Origin of the sequence: Dermacoccus sp. UBA1591 (genome assembly GCF_002322065.1) — a bacterium.
In the GTDB taxonomy this organism is placed as follows: domain Bacteria; phylum Actinomycetota; class Actinomycetes; order Actinomycetales; family Dermatophilaceae; genus Dermacoccus; species Dermacoccus nishinomiyaensis.
This window is the reverse complement of the sequence record NZ_DCNR01000041.1, coordinates 23,343-40,843: the sequence shown is the minus strand read 5'-3', so window position 1 is coordinate 40,843 and position 17,501 is coordinate 23,343. Positions and strand designations below refer to the sequence as shown.

The window sequence follows — 17,501 nt, the reverse complement described above, 5'->3', positions numbered from 1 at the left end:
AAGGGCCGGTGAACACGTGTTCACCGGCCCTTCGCCGTGCGCCTTGACTGCGACACGACGTCACGCCAGGTCGGTTCGACGATCATCGGCGACGGGAACGCTCAGTCGGCGTCGTCGGTGGAGATGACGTCCGCCTGCGAGTTCAGCTCGTGGGCCGGCACCCCCATCTCCTTCTCGGCGTCGCTCTGCTCGTCTCGCGTCGTGTTCTCCTCGTTCGCGGACGTGGCGTTGTTGTCGTTCTCACCGGGCATGGTTGCCTCCCTGCGTTGACGGCGTTCACTGTCGCCTCAACCCTTTCACGGGGCGCCCCGGGCCGCCATCACCTTGCGGTTGATGCCCGACCCGGCACAGGCGCCTCACGAGCCGGGGCACTCGAACCCGAGCATGCGAGAAGGCCCACCGTGAACGGTGGACCTTCTCCGGAGTGGTGCGCCAACAGGGACTCGAACCCCGAACCCGCTGATTAAGAGTCAGCTGCTCTGCCAATTGAGCTATTGGCGCAACGAGGAGAAACACTACATGAACGGCAGGTGCGAGGCCAAATTCGTGTCAGCGCCTGCGCCTCCCCCGTCGCGACGGCTCGGAGAAACACGCGTGGCCCGCTCGTCGCGGGACGAACGGGCCACGTCGGGGGGCGCCGTGGGGCGCCCAGTGTCAGGATCGAAGGCGCTTCGCGAGGCCGACGAGCACGAGCAGCCCACCGAGGCCGCCGAGACCCATCGCGACACGGTCGGAGCGCAGGTCGCCGTCAGCAGTGCGGGTCGCGTCGGTCAGCGCGAGGCGAGCGCTCTCGGTCTGACGCTTGGCGATCTCCTTCGGCTGCGCGCGGAACGCGAGCTCGTCGATCGTGCCGGCGAGGCGCGAACGCGACGCGGCGAGCTCAGCTTCGATCTGCTTGGCCGTCTTGGGTGCCATGGTGGGTCTCCTTGCCACATGCGGAAAACTAGGATCTTGACTCAAAGGTTAACGCACCAGACGGATTCGCTCAGGAGGACTTCACCCATGGCACGCCTCGAAGCTGGTACACGCGCCCCCGACTTCACGCTGACGAGTGACGCCGGCACCCAGATCTGCCTTGGCGACTACGCCGGCCGCAAACTCATCATCTTCTTCTACCCCGCCGCGATGACGCCAGGATGCACCACGGAGGCCTGCGACTTCCGCGACTCGCTCGCACCGCTGCAGGCCGCGGGCTACGAGGTCATCGGCATCAGCCCCGACGCGCCCGCCAGGCTCGCGACGTTCGTCGAGAAGGAGCAGCTGACGTACCCGCTGCTGTCGGACGAGTCGAAGACGACACTCGAGGCGTACGGCGCCTACGGCGAGAAGAAGCTGTACGGAAAGCCCGTCGTCGGCGTCATCCGTTCGACGTTCGTCATCGACGAGAACGGCGTCATCGAGCTCGCGCGCTACAACGTCAAGGCCACCGGACACGTCGCGTCACTGAAGAAGGCCCTGAAGTTCGAAGCCTGAGCGCGCCCTGACGCAGGGTGGGCGCGGCCCCGCCGCGGTTCTGCCCCACGCAGGATGGCGGACAACTCACGTGTAAGCCCGTCACGACTCGCCTCCTCGTGAGTTACCTGCCATCCTGTGCAAGCGTCGGCGTCGGCATGGGCTCGGACGACGTGACGTAGGATCGTCGGCGCTGCGCCTGTGGCGGAATTGGCAGACGCGCCAGATTTAGGTTCTGGTGTCTTAGACGTGGGAGTTCAAGTCTCCCCAGGCGCACCGAGGACGAGGGCGGCACTCGCAGACGCGGGGCCGTCCTCGTCGCATGTCGGGTGCGGTGCTCGGGTGGGCTCGAGTTGACGGGCCCCACTCGGCAGGCGAGCGGCCATCGCCCGGATCCAAGACCCGCCCAGGTTGGCCCGCTCCCTCACCTCGCGGGCAACCGAGACCGATTCGCAACCGAAAACGCCCTCCCCTGACGTCGCGGCGGCTCTACTGTGAGCCCAGCACGTCACGACGCCCCAGCCGAGCACGAACGCCCCAGCTCGTCCCGGCCGGCGCACCCGTCGTCGGAGGAAGCCATGCGACACACCATCACGGCTGCAGTCTCACTCTGCGCCCTCACCACCCTCGTCGGGTGCTCGAGCGGATCGTCGACGAGCGGTGACGCCTCGTCATCAGCGTCGACGTCGGCCTCAGTGTCGGCGGCGTCCACGCCCCCATCGTCCACCGCCTCGGCTCCTGCGAGCGGGTCGTCGTCGGCAGCGCCGTCATCGAGTGCCAGCGGCACGAACGGCGCATCCTCGAGCGCAACGAGCGCCGGCGCCTCGAGCACCAAGGCCCCCTCCCCGACCAGCCCGGCGCCGTCGTCGTCCGGCGCGTTCAGGGTCGAGATCACCTCCGTGATGTACGCCAACGGCGCGTACGACGCGGTCGTCACGACGCGCCCCGGCGCCACGTTCTTTCTGGTCCCGACCTCCCCGGGTGCCAACGGCATGTCACCGTCAGCATCGGCGGGGGGCGTCTGCACCGCGGGAACCAAGGGCGTCCAGGGCATGCTGACGACGTACTCGCTGCACTGCCCGGGCGAGCAGAATGCTGCGACGCTCCTCATCGTGCGCGTCGCGGGCGGCGGCTCGGGAGCCAGCGTCGCCACCCCCCTGGCTGTCGGCACGACGCCGTGAAGCGCGCCCGTCGCGCGATCGCGGTCGCGACGCTCCTCGCGCTCACCGGCTGCTCCGCGCAGGCCATCACCCCGGCGTCCCCGTCGTCGAGTCGCATGACGCGGCCCTCCGTCGTCCCCACCATCGATCTGCCCGAGGGCACGGGCCCGACGGATCCGGATGTCCCCGCCGAAGGTTCGACCGATGCGCCCGAATTCGTCCCGACACAGATCTGGGTTCGTTCGGCGACCTACACCCGGGGCTCGTACGCCCTGACGCTCGCGACTGCGCCCGAGGCCGACTTCGTTCTTCAGGACACGCGAGCCGCGGGCGGTGGTCAGCTCATCCAAGGAGGTGACGCTGATCCCCAGTGCAGCAAGACCTCGGAGAAACCCCTGTCTGCACCGATCAAGGGTGCCCTGAAGAACGTCACCCACCTCGTGACCCTGACGTGCCACGTCACCGGCGCGCTGAAGCGTCCTGCCATCTCCGGCCTCTGGGGCGACGCCACGCACACGGGCGCGACCTCGGCGATCTTCGCGCTCGGCGATGCCAAGGCCCAGGGCAGTCCGCAGACAGATCCGGACGCGCCGATCCAGGCCGACCAGCCCGTCGACACGCAGGTCGTGTCCGCCCACTACCAGGGCGAGAACGTGACGGTGACGGCGTGGGCCACCGAATATGCCGCACTCACGCTCGCCGTCGCTGAGGCCCAGGACACGAATGAGTTCCCTGAGTGCACGACGGCCTTGTCGCCCGAACATCGCCCGGGTGTGAAGACGCCGACACAGCAACGGCTGTTCACGATCACCTGCTCGAACGTCAAGCGCCCGACGACGTGGGGGCTCGACGTCGCTCAGGCCACGGGAGAACTGGGTCAGGAGGCGGTCTTCACGAGCACGACCGTGCAGCTGCCGTGGAAGGCAGCGCCATCTGGTGCGCGGTCAGCATCCGCATCGGTTTCATCGACGTCGGCGACGGCATCGACCTCGGCGAAATAGCTTCGCCGAGCCTCAGACGAGCGCCGCCACCTGCGGCAGGATCGCGCGGAAAGCTCGCCCGCGATGGCTGATGGCAGCCTTCTCGTCCGCGGTGAGTTCGGCCATCGTCCGGCCGTCGGGCAGTTCGAAGATCGGGTCGTAGCCGAACCCGTTCATACCACGCTGATCGCGCGTCAGGCGCCCTTCGACGTGGCCGAACTCCACCTGCGTCGACTCGTCGGGAACTGCGAGCGCCACGCAGCACATGAAGCGCGCGGTGAGCTCGTCGGCGGGCACGTCGCCGGTCTGGGCGAGCAGCAGGTCGATGTTCGCCTGATCCGCGCCATGCGTGCCCGACCAGCGTGCCGAGAACACGCCCGGACAGCCACCGAGGACGTCGACGGCAAGCCCCGAGTCGTCGGCGAGCGCCGGCAGACCTGTCGCGCGCGCGACGTCATCGGCCTTGAGGCGCGCGTTCTCCTCGAACGTCACACCCGTCTCGACGGTGTCGGCCAGGTCGGCGAACTCGCCGACGCTCACGACGTCGATGGGCAGCTGCGCTGCGTCGAGCAGGTGCTGGAAATCCGCGATCTTGCCGGCGTTGCGGGTGGCGAGCACGACGCGGGTACGTGCCTCGGCGGGGCGAGCGTCGCTCACTGCAGGCGCTCGCGAGCGTCGGCGGCGAGAGCGTCGCGCTGCTTCGTCGTCAGGTCGGCGATGCCGTCGGCGGCGAGGTCGAGCAGGGCGTTGAGCTCGTCACGGCTGAACGGCGCACCCTCGGCGGTGCCCTGCACCTCGACGATGCCGCCCGAACCCGTCATGACGACGTTCATGTCGGTCTCCGCCGTCGAGTCCTCGGGGTAGTCGAGGTCGAGCACCGGCTGACCGGCGACGATGCCGACGCTGATCGCGGCGACCGAATCCGTCAGTGGCTTCGCCTTCTTCGCGATGAGACCGCGCGCCTGAGCGTCGGCGATGGCATCCGCGAGCGCTACGTACGCGCCGGTGATCGACGCGGTGCGCGTGCCGCCGTCGGCCTGCAGGACGTCGCAGTCGATGACGATCGTGTTCTCCCCCAGCGCCTTCGTGTCGATGACGGCGCGCAGGCTACGCCCGATGAGGCGGCTGATCTCGTGGGTGCGGCCACCGACCTTGCCCTTGCGCGCTTCGCGGTCGCTGCGGGTGTTCGTCGAGCGCGGCAGCATCTCGTACTCGCTCGTCACCCAGCCGGTGCCCTGGCCCTTGAGCCAGCGCGGCACGCCCTCGGTGAACGACGCAGCGCACAGCACGCGCGTGCGGCCGAACTCGACGAGGCAGCTGCCCTCGGCATGATCGAGCCAGTTGCGGGTGATGCGCACCTCGCGCAACTGATCGGGGGTGCGGCCGTCGTGGCGGGGGGTGGGCGTGGCTGCGTCAGTCATGGCGTCAGCCTATCGAGTGCTGCGAAGCCTGCTGAGCGGCACCGCAGCCTGGAGATGCCGCTCGCGTTCGCCTGACGGCCGTGGACCCGACGATGGCGGGTAACTCACGCGTAGGCGAAATGTTTTGCGCCGAGGCGTGAGTTACCCGCCATCCTGTGGGGGCTCACACGCTAGGAGCGCCAGGTGAACGCCGGCTAGTGAGTGCCGGCACCGGCTCGCCGGGCATCACACGAAGGTCTGACGAATCTCGTGGCGTTCCCCGTCGACGACGACGTGCGCGAGGGCTCCGTTGACGAGGACGTTGCCGGGTGGCACGTGACCGAAGTCGACATCGGCGACGATCGGGACGTCGAGGCTCCCCAGCGCATCGAGGATCGCGTCGTCCTGCGTCAGACCGGCTCGTTCCGGCGCACCGGTCCGGCCGATGAGCACCGCTGATGCCCCCTCGAACCACCCGGCGAGGCGCAGCCCGTGGAGCATGCGCGCAGCATCGAGCGAGGGTGCCTCGCAGTTCTCGAGGTAGACGATGACGCCGTCATCCTCGTGGTCACGAGCGAAGCGGCGCACGTCGCCGTACGGGGTGCCCGCGAGATGGCACACGACGTCGAGGCACCCGCCGATGAGACGCCCGGAGACGTCGACCCGTGACCGGCCCGCGAGAACCCGCCACGACGTGGGCTCGCTCAGATCCATGCGATCGGCGCAGGGGTGACGCTCCCAGTCGTCGAACCACCGCGCCGACGCACGCGTGGGTCCTCTTGGACGAAAGACGCCCCGGCCGGCATCGCGGCGACGTCGAGCCAGTGCGCGGTGCCCTGCGGCAGTTCGTACGGCGCGTCCATGAGGTTCTGGCCATGCATCGTCGCGACGCCGGAGCGCAGCGTCAGCGGGAGCAGCAGCGTCGAGATGTCGCTCCACCCGACGACCCAGGTAGGGTCCGCTCGCAGCGCGTCGTGGTCGAGCAGGTCGACGAGGTCGATGGCCAGCTCCCCGCCCCACGGCGGGACGACGGCGCGCACCGCTTGGTCGCGGACGAACGCGTTGAACTCATCGGCCCGTGCACGCGCGGAGCCGCTCGTGATGCCGTCACCGATCAGGCACTCGCCGAGGACCACCTCGAAACCGCGGCCACGCAGCCAGTCAGTGACGAAAGTCAGCCGTGCCTCGTGTTCGGGTCGAACCGGCGCCGACGGGGCGGTCACCGCAACCGTGTCACCGGGACGCAGCGGGCGGGGGTAGCGAATCTCGGTCGACATGCCGTCATCCTGGCATTCGACCGTGAGCAAGCGCACGCGAATTTGCTCCGCCCCCGGTGCGCGCCCCCGTCAGCCGGTGTCGTTCTGCCGGCGCGACACTGCGCCACCCGAGGATGGCGCGTAACTCACAGGTAGGCATGCAGCAAACCCCTACCTGTGAGTCATCCGCCATCCTGGCGCGACGGCACGCCGTCCGTCGACGGCGCGCGACGCCCGTCAGAGCTCGTAGGTCTCCCCCGCGACGGCGACCTCGACGTCGCCCTCCCACACGGTGCGAGCATCCCGCAGGCAGTCCTCGACGGGCGTCCACGTCGGGATGTGGGTGAGCATGAGCCGCTTCGCCCCCGCGTCCTTGGCCGTCTGCGCGGCGCGCGAGCCGCTGAGGTGGACGCCGCGCATCTCGTCGTCGCGACCGTCGACGAAGGCCGAGTCGGTGAGGACGAGGTCGGCGTCCCGCTCGAGCTCGACGAGTCCCGGGCAGGCGTCCGTGTCACCCGTGTACGCGAGCACGGCGCCATCGGCCTCGACGCGGAGCCCGTACGCCTCGACGGGGTGGTTGACGAGGTGCGGCGTGATGCGCAGCGGGCCGATCTCGAACGTCTGACGGTCGACGAGGTCGACGAAGTCAAAGGCTGTGCCCAGGTCTTCGGGCTTGCCGACGGCGTAGGCGCGCGTCAGGCGCTCGCGTGCGCCCGCGGGTGCGTGCACCGGCAACTTGGCGTCGAAACGACCGAGCGGGTCGTAGTTGCGCACGACGTAATAGCTGCACAGATCGAGGCAGTGGTCCGGATGCAGGTGGCTGATGACGACGGCGTCGATCTCGTCGACCTCGCGGTAGCGCTGCAGCGCGCCGAGCGAGCCGTTGCCGAAGTCGAGCAGCACCGAGGTGCGCCTGCCGTCGGCCTCCGCCTCGACGAGGTAGCAGGAGGCGGGCGATTCAGGGCCCGGGTAGGAGCCTGAGCAACCGATGATGGTCAGTTTCACAGCGCCGCCTCACGCGTCACCGCGGTCACCTCGGGGCCGAGGAAGCGCCGCGCGAGGGTCTCGAACGCGGCCGGGTCGCCCGTCGTCATCCACTGGTGCTGCGTCGCGCCGAGCTCGGGATCGCGCAGCTGACCGATGTCGGCGAGCACGCGGTAGACGTCCTTCGCCGTCTCCTCCGCCGACGACACGAGCGTCACCGTCGAGCCCACGACGTAGCTGATGACGCCGGTCAGCAGCGGGTAGTGCGTGCAGCCGAGGATGAGCGTGTCGACGCCTTCGTCGACGAGGCCGTCGAGGTACTTGTGCGCGACCGTCAGCAGCTCCGGGCCGGAGGTGATGCCGGCCTCGACGAACTCCACGAACCGCGGGCACGGGACGCTCGAGATCTTGACCTGCGGCGCTGCGGCGAAGCTGTCGGTGTAGGCACCACTCTGGTGCGTCGCCTCCGTCGAGATGACGCCGACGCGGTTGTTGCGCGTCGCCGCGGCGGCGCGGCGCGTCGCCGGGCGGATGACCTCGACGACGGGCACGTCGTAGCGCTCGCGCGCGTCGTGCAGGACGGCTGCGGACGCCGAGTTGCACGCGATGACGAGGGCCTTGACCCCCTGCTCGACGAGCGAATCCAGGCATTCGATGGCGTACTGCCGCACCTCGGCGATGGGTCGCGGGCCGTAGGGCGCGCGGGCGGTGTCGCCGAGGTAGATGATCTTCTCGTGCGGCAGCTGGTCGAGCACGGCGCGCGCCACGGTCAAACCGCCGTAGCCGGAGTCGAAGATGCCGATCGGTGCGTCAGTCACGCTTTTCAGGGTAAGTCGTGACGTGTAGTGCTACTCACCGGTTGCGACCTGACGAGGTGTGAGGCTGCCCATATCGCATCGCTTCGGCCGCCCGGAATGGGCGCCGTCAGGCGTCGTCCTCGTCAGCGACGTAGGTGTTGGCGAGCACGCCGATCTCGGGGATCTCGACCTCGACGCGCTGCCCGGCCCGCACCTGGCCGACGCCCTCGGGGGTGCCGGTGAGGATGACGTCACCCGGCAGCAGCGTGAACGCCTGCGACGCGTGCGAGATGAGCTGCGCGACGTCGTGGATCATGTCGGACGTCGGCCCGTCCTGCTTCACCTCGCCGTCGACGCGTGTCGTCACGCGTGTGGCGGACGGGTCGAGCTCGGTCTCGATCCACGGCCCGAGCGGGCAGAACGTGTCGAAGCCCTTGGCGCGCGACCACTGGCCGTCACTCTTCTGAAGGTCGCGGGCGGTGACGTCGTTCGCGATCGTGTAGCCGAAGACGACCTTCATCGCCTCCTCGACGCTCACCTTCTTGCACATGCGCCCGATGACGACGGCGAGTTCGCCCTCGAAGTCGACGCGTTCGCTGATCGACGGCATGACGACGGGGTCGTGCGGGCCGACGACGGCGGTGTTCGGGATGAGGAACATGAGCGGTTCCTTCGGCGCCTCGCCGCCCATCTCGCGCGCGTGTTCGGCGTAGTTCTTGCCGATGGCGACGATCTTGGAGCGCGGGATGACGGGCGCGAGCAGACGCACGTCGTCGACCTGGTGGACGGCACCCGTCAGCTCGATCTTCGTGTAGAGCGGGTCGCCCGTGATCTCGGCGATCTTCTCGCCCGCCCCGTCGACCAGACCGAACATCGGGTCATCACCCGTCGTGAACCTCGCGATACGCATGTGCCCATCCTATTTCGTTGTTGCCGGCCAGCTGACGGGGTGTGTCGGCAGCAGGCGGTGGATCGCAGCGCCGTGGGTCGAGTTCTAGGATCGACGGGTGAGGGAGCAGGTCGCGGTGATGACGCCGGCGCAGTGGCGCGAGGCGGTCGCCGCCCACGAGGCACGCGTGGCCCCGCACGTCGAACCGCATCTCGGTCGTCGCAAGGAGCACCGCAAGCATCCCGTCGAGGATTTCCTCTTCGTCTACTACTCCTACTCCCCCGGCAAGCTGCGGCGCTGGCACCCGGGCGCAGGCGTCGCGTTGCTCGTCGACGAGCGCGGTCGCACGCCCATCACCGACGACCGGTTCACCCGCCGCATCACGACGGCCGAAGGGGATGCCGATGTCCTTGACGTCGACGAGTTCGTCGACGCACGCGACCGCACCATCGCGTTCGTCAGGTCGCTGCTCACCGCGACGCTCGATCGCGCCCCGCACCTGGGGTGCTTCGGGATGCACGAGTGGGCGATGGTCTACAAGCTCGCGCCGGGTGAGCAGCGCCACGAGCAGTTGCCGCTGCGCCTGAGCCAGGCCGCGACGGACGACGTCGTCGAGGCCGCCGACATCCGCTGCACGCATTTCGACGCCTACCGCTTCTTCACGCCCGACGCCGTCGAACTGAATCGCGAGCGCCCGACGCGCGAGCGTCAGGTCGAGTTCGAACAGCCTGCGTGCCTGCACGCAGGGATGGATGTCTACAAGTGGGCGCACAAACTCGCGCCTCTCGTCCCGAGTGACCTCGTGCTCGACGCGTTCGAACTCGCCAAGGAGATCCGCACCCTCGACATGGAGGCCAGCCCCTACGACGTGCGCGGTTTCGGCTACGGCGTCGTCCCCGTCGAGACGCCGCGTGGCCGCGCCGAGTACGTTCGTCGTCAGCGCGAGTTCGCCGAAAGTTCGCAGGAGTTGCGACGACGCCTGCTCGACGTGCTGGAATGTGCCGCCCCCCGCGCCCTGACACATCTGCGACTGACGTCCACTTCTGGAACCGTTCTCAACCTGGTCGATGAATCGCGGATATGGACGAACGTCGCAGAGGGGGACGAGATTCGCCAACGTGAACAGGATCAGCCGCTGAGGATCAGGGGTGGCAATCGAGGGTGAGGTGGCGTTCGAGGTAGCGGGCGACGCCGTCGGCATCGTGGGGGCCACAGGTGTCGTCGGCGATCGCGAGCACCTCGTCGTGAGCGTTCTCGACGGCGACGCCGCGCCCGGCCCATGTCAGCATCGGGATGTCGTTGGGCATGTCGCCGAAGGCCCACACGTCGTTCGCCTCGATGCCCCGCTCCGCGCACCAGGCCTCGAGGCGGGCCGCTTTCGTCACGCCCGGGGCGCTGATCTCCGCAAGCCCTGCCGCTCCTGAGTAGGCCAGCACTCCACGCCCACCGAGGCACTCCGTCAACGCCTCGACGAACGCATCGCCGCGCCACGCCTCGTCGCGCAGCAGAATCTTGCCGACGACGACGTCGGGCGGCAGCGCGGTCAGCTCACAGTCACGGACGGCGGCGTCGTGCGCCGGCATGCCGGCGTGGGCGTCCGGGTAGGCGGCGCTTCGGAACATGCCACGCTCGGTCTCGACGGCCGCTCCCGCATCCGGGAAGCGTCGCCGCAGGTGCTCGACGACGGCGAGTGCCTCATCCGCGGTGAATCCATCGGCCTCGATGACGCGCCGTGTCGCGAGGTCGTAGACGAACGCCCCGTTCGCGCAGATCGCCAGGGTGTGGGCGCCGACTTCGTCGGCTGTCGACTCCGGCGATCCGGCAGCACCCACGAGTTCCGCGAGGTGATCGAGCCAGCGCGGTGGACGCGCGGTGACGACGATCGTCTCGATGCCGCGCGCACCGAGCCCCGACCACACCGTGCGCGTGTGATCGCTGACGCGCCCGTCGGTGTCGAGCAGGGTGCCGTCGAGGTCACTCGCGACGAGACGCGGGATCGGCCCGGCACCCGTCGCGCGGGATGCCGGGCCGTCACACCGAGCAGTCGTCATGGGGCGCGGCCCGTCGTCAGACCAGGCGCGTCATCCAGCCGCGCGTGTCCTCCGCGGTGCCCTTCTGGATCGCGAGGAGTGCCTCGCGGATCTTCGTCGCGTACGGGCCGGCCTCGCCCTCGGGTCCGGACGTCACCTCACCGTCCGTCCACACGAGACGCCCCACGGGCGTGACGACGGCGGCCGTGCCACACGCGAAGATCTCGCTGATCGTGCCGTCGTTGCAGCCCTCGATCCACTCCTCGATCGTCACGCGACGTTCGACGGGCGTGAGGCCCAGGTCCTTCGCGAGTTCGAGGATCGAGTCGCGCGTGACGCCCTCGAGGATCGTGCCGGTGAGCTGCGGCGTGACGAGCTCGCCGTCCTTGGTCACGAAGAAGACGTTCATGCCGCCGAGCTCCTCGACGTACTTGCCCTCGACCGAGTCGAGGAAGACGCTCTGGTCGCAGCCGCGCTCGTTCGCCTCGATCTGTGCGGCGAGCGAGCTCGCGTAGTTGCCGCCGCACTTCGCGGCGCCCGTGCCACCGACGCCGGCACGCGAGTAGTCGCGCGACAACCACAGCGACACCGGCTTCACGCCGCCCTTGAAGTACGCACCCGCGGGCGAGGCGATGACGCAGTAGGTCACCTCGCGGCTCGGACGCACCCCGAGGAACGCCTCGGACGCGAACATGAACGGGCGCAGGTAGAGGCTCGCCTCGCCGGCGTCGAACGCGGGCACCCACGACTCGTCAGCCTTGACGAGCGCCTTCAGCGACTCGACGAAGTCGTTCTCGTCCATCTCGGGCAGCGCGAGACGCTTCGCCGAACGGTTGAAGCGCGCCGCGTTCTTCTCGGGGCGGAACGTCCAGACCGAACCGTCCTCGTGACGGTAGGCCTTCATGCCCTCGAAGATCTCCTGCGCGTAGTGCAGGACGGCCGCCGCCGGGTCGAGCTGGAACGGGCCGTACGCCTTGACCTCGCCGTCACCCCACCCGGAGCCCTCGCGCCAGATCGAGACGACCATGTGGTCGCTGAACTTCTGTCCGAAACCGGGGTTGCTCAGGATCTCGGCGCGCTCCGCGTCAGCGCGCGGGGCGGGGTTCGGCGTCATCGGGAACGTCAGGGCCATGGTCTTCTCCAAGTTGGCAAAAAGTGGGATGCGTCACTGTGTGGCCCCAGGTTAACGCCGAAGCAGCACGGCGGGCGTCATCGGGTCCGGGGCGAGCGCGGAGCGTCGACGATGTTGCCCGGGTTTCGCGGCACCCGCGCCGCGAAACCCGGCCAGCATCGGGAAGATGTCAGAGGCGGGCGGCGATCGCGTCACCGATCTGCGACGTCGAGCGGGTGGCGTCACCGCGTGACGCGACATCCTCGGCGACGGCCTTTTCGACACGGCGTGCCTCGTCGCCGCGCCCGAGGTGTTCGAGCAGCAGCGCGGTCGACAGGATCGTCGCCGTCGGGTCGGCCTTGCCCTGGCCGGCGATGTCGGGGGCCGAGCCGTGCACGGGCTCGAACATGCTCGGCGCATTTCCTTCGGGGTTGATGTTGCCCGATGCGGCGAGCCCGATGCCGCCGGTCACGGCCGCGGCAAGGTCGGTGACGACGTCGCCGAACAGGTTGTCGGTGACGATGACGTCGAAGCGCGAGGGATCGGTGACGAGGTAGATCATCGCCGCGTCGATGTGCGCGTAGTCGTGCGTGACGTCGGGGTATTCGGCACCGACCTCCTCGACGGTGCGGCGCCACAGGTGGCCCGCATACGAGAGCACGTTGTGCTTGTGCAGCAGCGTCAGCTTCTTGCGCTCACGCCTGTTCGCGCGCTCGAACGCGTCGCGGACGGTGCGCTCGATGCCGAAGCGGCTGTTGACGCTCACCTCGGTCGCCATCTCGTGCGGCGTGCCGACACGCAGCGCACCACCGTTGCCGGTGTACGGGCCCTCGGTGCCTTCACGGACGACGACGAAGTCGATGCCGCCGCGCGCAATGTCCTCACGAAGCGGCGTCGAGACACCCGGCATCAGCTTGCTGGGGCGCAGGTTGATGTAGTGGTCGAGCTCGAACCGGATGCGCAGCAGCAGCTCGCGCTCCAGCAGGCCGCTCGGCGCGCTGGGGTCACCGATCGCCCCGAGCAGGATCGCCTCGTGGCCGCGGATCTCCTCGAGCGCCGAGTCGGGCAGCGTCTCCCCCGTCGCGTGCCAACGCTTGGCGCCGAGGTCGTACTGCGTCGTACTCACCCCGCCGTCGGTCACGGCGTCGAGAACCTTGAGGCCTTCGGTGACGACCTCGGGGCCGATTCCGTCGCCTGCGATGACTGCGAGATCGATGTTGCTCATGCCCCGCAGATTAGCTGCTCGTCTTGCCATGCGAAACGCAGGTCTCGCGATGCGAACCGCGCAGGGCGCAGCCGTCAGGCGCTCGCCACCAAGGCGATCCCTGCGAGCACGACAAGCGCGCCGACGAGCTTGCGCGCCACCCCGCGCTCCTTGAACATCCACGCCCCGAGCAGCGCACCGACGACGATGCTGCTCTCCCGTGCCGGTGCGACGAGGGCCACGGGCGTCGACTGCATCGCGACGAGGACGAGGACGTACGCGAGCGGCGACAGCACGGCGATGACGGCGGCCTCCCGCCACCAGCGCCGACAGATGGCGGCGACCTCGGCGCCCGCCCGGCGCGAGCGTTCGAGCCCCGGCGTCAGCAGGACCGTCTGCCACGCGGTGCCGAGGGCGAAATAGACGACCGGGTCGAGGCTCAGGTGCGTGACGCTCACGTCGTCCCACAGCGTGTACCCCGCGATCGCCGCGCCCGTCAGCGCGCCCCACTTCAATCCGTCCGCGACGCTGTGATGCCGCTCGCCATCCCGCGCGCTCGCGACGACGACGATGCCCGCGATGATGACGAGCCCGCCGAGCAGCGCGGCCGGCCCGGGCCGTTCGCCCCCGAACGCGACAGCGACAAGCATCGTCAGCAACGGTCCGACGCCGCGCGCGAGGGGGGTAGACGACGCCGAGGTCGGCCCGGTCGTAGGCGGTCTGCAACCACAGTTGGTAGACGATGTGGATGACGCCGGAGACGATCGGCGCCCACAGCAGCGACCACGTCAGCGGCCACCCCTGGGAGGCGAGGACGGCCAACCCGATCGGCAGCCACACGATCGCCGACAGCACGTCGTAGAACCAGACGAAGACGTATCCGTCCCCCACGACGCGTTTCGCGGCGATGTTCCACACGGCGTGCAGGAGTGCTGCGGTCAGCACGAGAGCGAGGCTCGTAGCGCTCATGAAGTCCTTGCCATCACGCAGGTCCGCGCCGGAGCGGACATGCGAGGAGCCGACGAAGGCGCCCGCCGGGGCGAACCGATCGGTTCGGCGCGGCGGGCGTCGCCGGGGAGGGAAGTGGTCAGTCCACCTTGCGCGCGGCGCCCTTGTCGGCGCTCTGCGCGAAGCGCGCGAAGATCTTGAGTGCCGCCGAGACGGGGCGGTGACGGTCGACGGGCTCCCAGCCGCGCTCGTCCTGCTCGGCGCGACGGCGCACGAGTTCGGCGTCGTCGACGAGCAGGTTGACGCGACGGTTGGGGATGTCGAACTCGATGACGTCACCGTTCTTCACGAGACCGATGGCGCCACCGGCCGCAGCCTCCGGCGACACGTGCCCGACGGACAGACCCGAGGAGCCCCCGGAGAAACGACCGTCGGTGATGAGGGCGCACTTCGGGCCGAGCCCGACGCCCTTGAGGTAGCTCGTCGGGTACAGCATCTCCTGCATGCCGGGGCCGCCCTTGGGGCCCTCGTAGCGCACGACGACGACGTCGCCGGCGTCGATCTCGCCCTTGAGGATCATCTCGACGGCCTGCTCCTGGCTCTCGGCCACCTTGGCCGGGCCGGAGAAGTTCCACTGGTGCTCGGGCACGCCGGCCGTCTTGACGATGCACCCGTCGGGGGCGAGGTTGCCGCTGAGCACCGCCAGCCCACCCTCGCTCGTGTAGGCGTGCTCGACGGAGTGGATGCAGCCGTTCTCCGGGTCGGTGTCGAGGCTCTTCCAGCGGTTCGTCGAGCTGAACGCCTCCGTCGTGCGCACCCCGCCCGGCGCGGCGTGGAACAGTTCGGTGGCCTTCTCGGTGGCTGAACCCGAGCGGATGTCCCAGTCCGCGAGCCACTGCTCGAGCGATGGGCTGTGCACCGAACGGACGTCGCGGTTGAGCATGCCACCGCGATCCAGCTCACCGAGGATGGCGGGGATGCCACCGGCGCGATGCACGTCCTCCATGTAGAACTGGTTGCTGTTCGGCGCGACCTTGACGAGGCACGGCGTGACGCGCGAGAGCTCGTCGATGTCCTCCTGGTCGAAGTCGACACCCGCCTCCTGCGCCGCGGCCAGCAGGTGCAGGATCGTGTTCGTCGAACCACCCATCGCGATGTCGAGACGCATGGCGTTCTCGAACGCCGGCTTCGCGGCGATCGCGCGCGGAAGCACCGAGTCGTCGTCGCCGTCGTAGTAGGTGCGGCACAGGTCGACGACGAGTCGGCCCGCGTCGAGGAAGAGTTCCTTGCGCGCGGCGGCCGTCGCCAGCGTCGAACCGTTGCCCGGCAGCGACAGACCGAGCGCCTCCGTCAGGCAGTTCATCGAGTTCGCCGTGAACATGCCCGAGCACGAGCCGCACGTCGGGCATGCGCTCTGCTCGATCTTCGTGATCTCCTCGTCGGAGACCGTGTCGTCGACCGACTTGATCATCGCGTCGATGAGGTCGAGACGCGTCTCAGCCGTGCCGTCCTCCCCGATGACGGCCTTGCCGGCCTCCATCGGCCCGCCGGAGACGAACACCGTCGGGATGTTGAGACGCAGCGCGGCGAGCAGCATGCCCGGCGTGATCTTGTCGCAGTTGCTGATGCAGACGAGCGCGTCGGCCTGATGCGCGTTGACCATGTACTCGACGGAGTCGGCGATCACCTCGCGGCTCGGCAGCGAGTACAGCATGCCCGAGTGACCCATCGCGATGCCGTCGTCGACGGCGATCGTGTTGAACTCACGCCCGACGCCGCCGGCCTCCTCGATGGCGCCAGCGACGAGCTGACCCATGTCCTTGAGGTGGACGTGACCCGGCACGAACTGCGTGAAGCTGTTCGCGATCGCGACGATCGGTTTACCGAAGTCGCCCTCCCCCATGCCGGTCGCGCGCCACAGGGCACGCGCACCCGCCATGTTGCGTCCGTGAGTCGTCGTGCGTGAGCGAAGTTCAGGCATGCGTTCAGTCTCCCAATTTCGAGCAAGCGGTGCGAGAGGCGTTCAGAGAATGACCGAACCCGGCCACCTCGAAGGGTGTCCGGGCCCGGCTCAGCAGCGGCTAAGGCTTCAGGATCAACGGCCATCTTCTTTCGGCCGCTTCGTCAACGCTCGCTCCGGCAGGATCCTCACTACGTTCCGGTCCTACCGCCGCTCGCTCGATCCTCAGCGGCCAGCCGAACCCTCGACATAGTCCGAATCCGTGTCCGAGTCCTTCAGCCACGACATGAGGCCACGCAGTTCCTTGCCCGTCTTCTCGATCGGGTGCGAGGCGCCCTTCTCGCGCAGCTTCTTGAACTCCGGCGCGCCGGCGTCCTGGTCGTCGATGAAGCGCTTGGCGAAGTTGCCGTTCTGGATGTCGGTGAGAACGGCCTTCATGTTCTCCTTGACGCGCTCGTCGATGACCCGCGGGCCCGAGACGTAGTCGCCGAACTCGGCCGTGTCGGAGATCGACCAACGCTGCTTCGCGAGGCCACCTTCGACCATGAGGTCGACGATGAGCTTCAGTTCGTGCAGGCACTCGAAGTACGCGACCTCCGGCTGGTAGCCGGCCTCCGTCAGCGTCTCGAAGCCGTACATGACGAGCTGGCTCGCGCCACCGCACAGGACGGCCTGCTCACCGAACAGGTCCGTCTCGGTCTCCTCGGTGAACGTCGTCTTGATGCCGCCGGCACGCAGGCCGCCGATGGCCTTCGCGTACGCCTTCGCGAGATCCCAGGCCGAACCCGAGGCGTCCTGCTCGACGGCGACGATGACGGGCACGCCGCGACCGTCGACGTACTCACGACGCACGAGATGGCCGGGGCCCTTCGGCGCGACCATGACGACGTCGGCGTCCGACTCGGGCGTGATGTAGCCGAAGCGGATGTTGAAGCCGTGGCCGAACAGCAGCGTCGTGCCGGGCTTGAGGTTGGGCTTGATGTCGTTCGCGTAGACCGTGCGCTGCACCTGGTCGGGCGTGAGGATGACGACCACGTCGGCTTCCTTCACCGCGTCGGCGACCGAGAGAACCGTGAGGCCCTCGTTCTCGGCCTTCTGCTTCGACTTGCTGCCCTCGGCGAGGCCGATGCGCACGTCGACGCCCGAGTCGCGCAGGTTGAGCGCGTGGGCGTGGCCCTGCGAGCCATAGCCGATGACGGCAACCTTCTTGCCCTGGATGATCGACAGGTCGGCGTCGTCGTCGTAGAACATGTCAGCCACGGGAGAAACTCCTCTTCATCACGTCCGCCGCATCGAAGCGGCGGCCTGTTCGGTTCGATTCTGCCCGAGC

General features: G+C 68.8%; 20 protein-coding genes and 2 tRNA genes. 5 read left to right on the top strand and 17 right to left on the bottom strand.

Annotated elements, in window-relative coordinates:
• Positions 1-101: 101 nt before the first annotated feature.
• The 3 genes from B2284_RS04505 to B2284_RS04495 form a co-directional block, all read right to left on the bottom strand.
• A complete protein-coding gene (locus B2284_RS04505) occupies positions 102-251 on the bottom strand; it encodes a hypothetical protein (protein WP_170957206.1) in 150 nt (49 codons plus the stop codon).
• Between the two features lie 174 nt (positions 252-425).
• Positions 426-501 (bottom strand) — tRNA-Lys (locus B2284_RS04500).
• A gap of 153 nt (positions 502-654) precedes the next feature.
• Positions 655-915, bottom strand: a complete 261-nt coding sequence (locus tag B2284_RS04495; protein WP_006946019.1) for a DUF3618 domain-containing protein — start codon at positions 913-915, stop codon at positions 655-657.
• Between the two features lie 87 nt (positions 916-1,002).
• Here B2284_RS04495 and bcp point away from each other — a divergent pair, with 87 nt between their 5' ends.
• Positions 1,003-1,473, top strand: a complete 471-nt coding sequence (gene bcp, locus B2284_RS04490; protein WP_062256415.1) for a thioredoxin-dependent thiol peroxidase — start codon at positions 1,003-1,005, stop codon at positions 1,471-1,473.
• 174 nt (positions 1,474-1,647) lie between these two features.
• A tRNA-Leu gene (locus B2284_RS04485) sits at positions 1,648-1,728 on the top strand.
• 232 nt (positions 1,729-1,960) lie between these two features.
• Here B2284_RS04485 and B2284_RS04480 read toward each other — a convergent pair.
• Positions 1,961-2,347: a hypothetical protein gene (locus tag B2284_RS04480; RefSeq protein ID WP_136788456.1), complete on the bottom strand. Its 387-nt coding sequence runs from the start codon at positions 2,345-2,347 to the stop codon at positions 1,961-1,963.
• A 4-nt stretch (positions 2,348-2,351) separates the two neighbouring features.
• Here B2284_RS04480 and B2284_RS04475 point away from each other — a divergent pair, with 4 nt between their 5' ends.
• Positions 2,352-2,633, top strand: coding sequence for a hypothetical protein (locus tag B2284_RS04475; RefSeq protein WP_136788455.1), 282 nt, complete (start codon positions 2,352-2,354; stop codon positions 2,631-2,633).
• Positions 2,630-3,613: a hypothetical protein gene (locus B2284_RS04470; RefSeq protein WP_074046188.1), complete on the top strand. Its 984-nt coding sequence runs from the start codon at positions 2,630-2,632 to the stop codon at positions 3,611-3,613. The genes B2284_RS04475 and B2284_RS04470 overlap by 4 nt, the downstream gene beginning before the upstream one ends.
• A gap of 12 nt (positions 3,614-3,625) precedes the next feature.
• Here B2284_RS04470 and rdgB read toward each other — a convergent pair whose 3' ends face one another.
• The 7 genes from rdgB to B2284_RS04435 all read right to left on the bottom strand — a co-directional run bounded on the left by rdgB (position 3,626) and on the right by B2284_RS04435 (position 8,939).
• Entirely contained in the window at positions 3,626-4,249 is a 624-nt protein-coding gene (gene rdgB / locus B2284_RS04465) for an RdgB/HAM1 family non-canonical purine NTP pyrophosphatase (protein ID WP_074046187.1), read from the bottom strand.
• Positions 4,246-5,013 carry a ribonuclease PH gene (gene rph, locus B2284_RS04460; protein WP_006945987.1) on the bottom strand — a complete coding sequence of 256 codons (768 nt, stop codon included), beginning with the start codon at positions 5,011-5,013 and terminating at the stop codon, positions 4,246-4,248. The genes rdgB and rph overlap by 4 nt, the downstream gene beginning before the upstream one ends.
• A gap of 225 nt (positions 5,014-5,238) precedes the next feature.
• Positions 5,239-5,706 carry a S66 peptidase family protein gene (locus B2284_RS04455; RefSeq protein ID WP_240742500.1) on the bottom strand — a complete coding sequence of 156 codons (468 nt, stop codon included), beginning with the start codon at positions 5,704-5,706 and terminating at the stop codon, positions 5,239-5,241.
• On the bottom strand, positions 5,697-6,269 hold the full coding sequence (locus B2284_RS04450; RefSeq protein WP_237723937.1) for an LD-carboxypeptidase: 573 nt from the start codon (positions 6,267-6,269) through the stop codon (positions 5,697-5,699). Before B2284_RS04450 ends, B2284_RS04455 begins: the two co-directional genes overlap by 10 nt.
• A 216-nt stretch (positions 6,270-6,485) precedes the next feature.
• Positions 6,486-7,253: an MBL fold metallo-hydrolase gene (locus B2284_RS04445; protein ID WP_062257689.1), complete on the bottom strand. Its 768-nt coding sequence runs from the start codon at positions 7,251-7,253 to the stop codon at positions 6,486-6,488.
• Positions 7,250-8,050, bottom strand: coding sequence for a glutamate racemase (murI, locus tag B2284_RS04440; protein WP_062257691.1), 801 nt, complete (start codon positions 8,048-8,050; stop codon positions 7,250-7,252). Before murI ends, B2284_RS04445 begins: the two co-directional genes overlap by 4 nt.
• A 106-nt stretch (positions 8,051-8,156) precedes the next feature.
• Complete coding sequence (locus tag B2284_RS04435) at positions 8,157-8,939, bottom strand: fumarylacetoacetate hydrolase family protein (protein ID WP_074046186.1); 783 nt, start codon at positions 8,937-8,939, stop codon at positions 8,157-8,159.
• A 97-nt stretch (positions 8,940-9,036) separates the two neighbouring features.
• Here B2284_RS04435 and B2284_RS04430 point away from each other — a divergent pair, with 97 nt between their 5' ends.
• A complete protein-coding gene (locus B2284_RS04430) occupies positions 9,037-10,083 on the top strand; it encodes a 3-methyladenine DNA glycosylase (RefSeq protein ID WP_338122014.1) in 1,047 nt (348 codons plus the stop codon).
• Here the strand turns inward: B2284_RS04430 and B2284_RS04425 are convergent.
• The 6 genes from B2284_RS04425 to ilvC form a co-directional block, all read right to left on the bottom strand.
• The gene (locus tag B2284_RS04425; protein WP_074046185.1) at positions 10,061-10,969 is read right to left on the bottom strand and encodes an HAD family hydrolase; all 909 of its coding nucleotides are present in this window, start codon (positions 10,967-10,969) and stop codon (positions 10,061-10,063) included. The two genes, B2284_RS04430 and B2284_RS04425, sit on opposite strands and share 23 nt — an antisense overlap.
• Before the next feature lie 16 nt (positions 10,970-10,985).
• On the bottom strand, positions 10,986-12,080 hold the full coding sequence (locus tag B2284_RS04420) for a branched-chain amino acid aminotransferase (protein WP_074046184.1): 1,095 nt from the start codon (positions 12,078-12,080) through the stop codon (positions 10,986-10,988).
• Positions 12,081-12,249: 169 nt separating this feature from the next.
• Positions 12,250-13,284 carry a 3-isopropylmalate dehydrogenase gene (locus B2284_RS04415; RefSeq protein WP_083607309.1) on the bottom strand — a complete coding sequence of 345 codons (1,035 nt, stop codon included), beginning with the start codon at positions 13,282-13,284 and terminating at the stop codon, positions 12,250-12,252.
• Between the two features lie 74 nt (positions 13,285-13,358).
• A complete protein-coding gene (locus B2284_RS14355; RefSeq protein WP_337905409.1) occupies positions 13,359-13,913 on the bottom strand; it encodes a DMT family transporter in 555 nt (184 codons plus the stop codon).
• A 437-nt stretch (positions 13,914-14,350) separates the two neighbouring features.
• Complete coding sequence (gene ilvD, locus B2284_RS04405; RefSeq protein ID WP_006945871.1) at positions 14,351-16,192, bottom strand: dihydroxy-acid dehydratase; 1,842 nt, start codon at positions 16,190-16,192, stop codon at positions 14,351-14,353.
• A gap of 204 nt (positions 16,193-16,396) precedes the next feature.
• Complete coding sequence (ilvC, locus tag B2284_RS04400) at positions 16,397-17,431, bottom strand: ketol-acid reductoisomerase (RefSeq protein ID WP_006945953.1); 1,035 nt, start codon at positions 17,429-17,431, stop codon at positions 16,397-16,399.
• Positions 17,432-17,501 lie beyond the last annotated feature (70 nt).